Raw genomic sequence first — 2,750 nt, 5'->3', positions numbered from 1 at the left:
TACAGGTATAAAGTCCGACCAAATCGGTGTTTTTACAACCGGAAATTCACCGAAACGCTACCCCGAAAAAATCCGCAAGATTCGTTATTACGATACCGTGCAAAACAGAGAGTTTGTTTTTCTGACAAATGACTTGGTTTCCGATGCTAAAACGATTACGGAATTATATCGCAAACGTTGGTCTATTGAATTGTTTTTCAAATGGATAAAACAGCATCTGAAAATCAAACAGTTTTGGGGAACGACCGAAAATGCCGTAAAAATACAGGTAAATTGTGCTGTTATTGCTTATTGCCTTATAGCGATAGTTGCAAAAAAACTCAAAACAGAACGTACAATCTACGAATTATTACAAATTTTCGGCAAGTCCCTGCTGGATAAAACTCCTATAAATCAACTGATTAATAAATCTGATTACAAAAATGTCAAAGAGCAAATTGATAACTTATTGTTATTCAATTAATTTTAACGCAACACTAGTGATGAAAAATTAATAATTAGTGATGGAGAGCAGAGCGAAGCATCCTGTTTATAAAAAAACTCCGTGCTACTCCTTTTACTCTGGGTTTAAATAAAAAGTAACAGAGGTAACACTTGTTTCAGTAAACAGTAAACAGTCATCAGTAAACCAACTTGTAACTTGTAACTGCCCGCAGGGCGAAGTAACTTGTAACTGTTAAAAGGTAACAGTCTTTAAGGCTTTGTAGGGGCGAATAAACATTCGCCTGTAATTAGTATCGGGCGAATGTTTATTCGCCCCTACAGTTCCCCCAAAAAGTAACAAAGGTAACACTCGTTTCAGTCATCAGTAAACAGTTAGCAACTTGTATCTCGTGTCTTGTCTACCCGTATCTCATATAACTTTTAACTTATTACTCATTACTTACTACTCCCTCAATCCGTTCTCGATGTATATCCCGGCGGCAGAAACGGATAAAGATTGACCTTGGGTTTCTCTAGCGGAGCGGCGGATGGTTGAGCAACAGGCGGCTGTTCCATGACTTTACCTTGTTCACTTTTCACTTTTATTTCTTCACTTTTCACTTTTTTCTCCTCTTCCAGCTTCCTGTCCACAGCCGCAACTATCTCCGGATTGAGCGAACCGCCCGGACGGAAGCCGTTCTCCTGTAAGATCATCAGTTGACGCCTGGTTTCTTCATCCTGTACTTCGATGACCAACGGACGGCGCTCCGATGCAAGTAACCGATCTTTGTCTTTTTTCCTTTCTTCGCGGTCGAGGACATACTTTATAGCACGGATGCTCGGCGGGCAGAATTTCTTTTCCACTACACGGCATTTCTCCACATCGTTTACAGGATCGTTCTTATCGGGAACATAGGTGATCTTCTCTTTTTTCTGCACGTAGCCCTCGAGCAGTTGTTTCAGTCCTATGCGTGCCGAGGCTATCATCACATCTTCGCGATGGTCGATGGCTTCTTCTACCGCTTCGCCGAATTCAGGCTTTACCTTTTTCCATTCGTAAAATGTCTTGCGGCTGATTTTATACGATTTGCAGATTTCAGATATGCTGCACAAGTCCTGCTCTATCATCCGGATAATCTCTGTTGCAATTTTTTCTTTATACTTCATAAGATACTTAAATATTAATGTTTAATAACTAGTTTCTTATATAGATAAAGATGTTTTATTTTGATAAATATTTTTGTGAAAAAATAGGAACTATGCAGCTAATATTGTATATGCTGCATCATCTATATATACCTGAGATAATTATTATTAAGTAATGATTAAAAAATAATATGGTCTATTTGTTCCTATAAAAGGAAAACTCCGTGTTACTCCTTTTACTCTGTGGTCTAAATATTTCAAGATATGCTTGCATATCAAATAAAAAACTAAAAACTCCTAGTTATTTTTTTATTGTTACTAAGTAAAAGAAAGTATTTAATACAGCATTATTTAGTTATAGCTAATAGATCTGCGACTTTAAACAGAAAAATACAGAAATTATGAAAAGAAAAATTTTTCTTTGTGTGTTATTGTTGACCGGATATTTATTCTCCTCTTGTGATAGCGAGGATTTTAAATATGAAGATGATTTTAATAAAAGCCATAAAGTGTGGCTTAACTTTAAATCTCAATCAAATAATTCGTATAAGTATACAGTTAAAGGCGGTACGTGGGTAGGGGCCTCGTGGGAAACCACCATTACTGTTAAAGACGGAAAAATTGTAGAACGGCATTTCGAATATACACATATAGCTGAAGAGCTTACTCCTGTCGAAGATGAGGAAATGGAATGGACAGAAGGTGAGGATGAAATAAATACTCATAAAGAAACACACGCCTGGATAGCCATGACTTTGGACGACATTTATGTAAAGGCGAAAGAGGATTGGCTGAAAGAAAGAAAAGATGCAAATATTCTCTTTGAAACAAAAAACGACGGCATGATATCGTTATGTGGATATACTCCCGGTAACTGTGCTGATGATTGCTTCAGGGGAATAAGTATTAAGCAGATAGAAGCGTTGGAATAAAAGGTACATAATTTATTTATACTAATCAGTAGTTGATTTTTAACCTTGGATTTTTTCTAACACACCAGCCTTTCTGTTTTTTCATTTTGCCTTGATGCAAAACGAAACAAAAAATCAAGGCTGCATCCCTCCGGCGACCCAAAACCGCAGCTCCGGTGGGGCAAAATAATACGGAGTCATCTTTTACCGGATTATCAGCCGTGTATAAGCAGCTACCCTATTTTGCCCTACACCTCCGCTTTACGGATT

The 2,750-nt window shown here is 37.5% G+C and carries 3 protein-coding genes; 2 read left to right on the top strand and 1 reads right to left on the bottom strand.

The genetic code is table 11. From position 1 onward, the window contains the following. The coding region (locus HMPREF9455_RS10100; protein WP_006799584.1) for an IS4 family transposase at positions 1–463 on the top strand (463 nt) is incomplete at its 5' end. Positions 464–894: 431 nt separating this feature from the next. On the opposite strand, the gene HMPREF9455_RS10095 is transcribed toward HMPREF9455_RS10100, so the two are convergent. Further along, positions 895–1,590, bottom strand: a complete 696-nt coding sequence (locus HMPREF9455_RS10095) for a helix-turn-helix domain-containing protein (RefSeq protein WP_006799583.1) — start codon at positions 1,588–1,590, stop codon at positions 895–897. Between the two features lie 380 nt (positions 1,591–1,970). Between HMPREF9455_RS10095 and HMPREF9455_RS10090 the strand changes: the two genes are divergently transcribed. Then, positions 1,971–2,501 carry a hypothetical protein gene (locus HMPREF9455_RS10090; protein ID WP_044215903.1) on the top strand — a complete coding sequence of 177 codons (531 nt, stop codon included), beginning with the start codon at positions 1,971–1,973 and terminating at the stop codon, positions 2,499–2,501. Positions 2,502–2,750 lie beyond the last annotated feature (249 nt).

It is taken from the genome of Dysgonomonas gadei ATCC BAA-286, from assembly GCF_000213555.1.
Lineage (GTDB): Bacteria > Bacteroidota > Bacteroidia > Bacteroidales > Dysgonomonadaceae > Dysgonomonas > Dysgonomonas gadei.
Note: the sequence above shows the minus strand (reverse complement) of the source record. Positions and strands in the feature narration are given on the sequence as shown.

Excerpts from the sequence above, each read along its gene's own strand:
- HMPREF9455_RS10095 (WP_006799583.1), bottom strand. The coding sequence starts at position 1,590 with ATGAAGTATAAAGAAAAAATTGCAACAGAGATTATCCGGATGATAGAG.
- HMPREF9455_RS10090 (WP_044215903.1), top strand. The coding sequence starts at position 1,971 with ATGAAAAGAAAAATTTTTCTTTGTGTGTTATTGTTGACCGGATATTTA.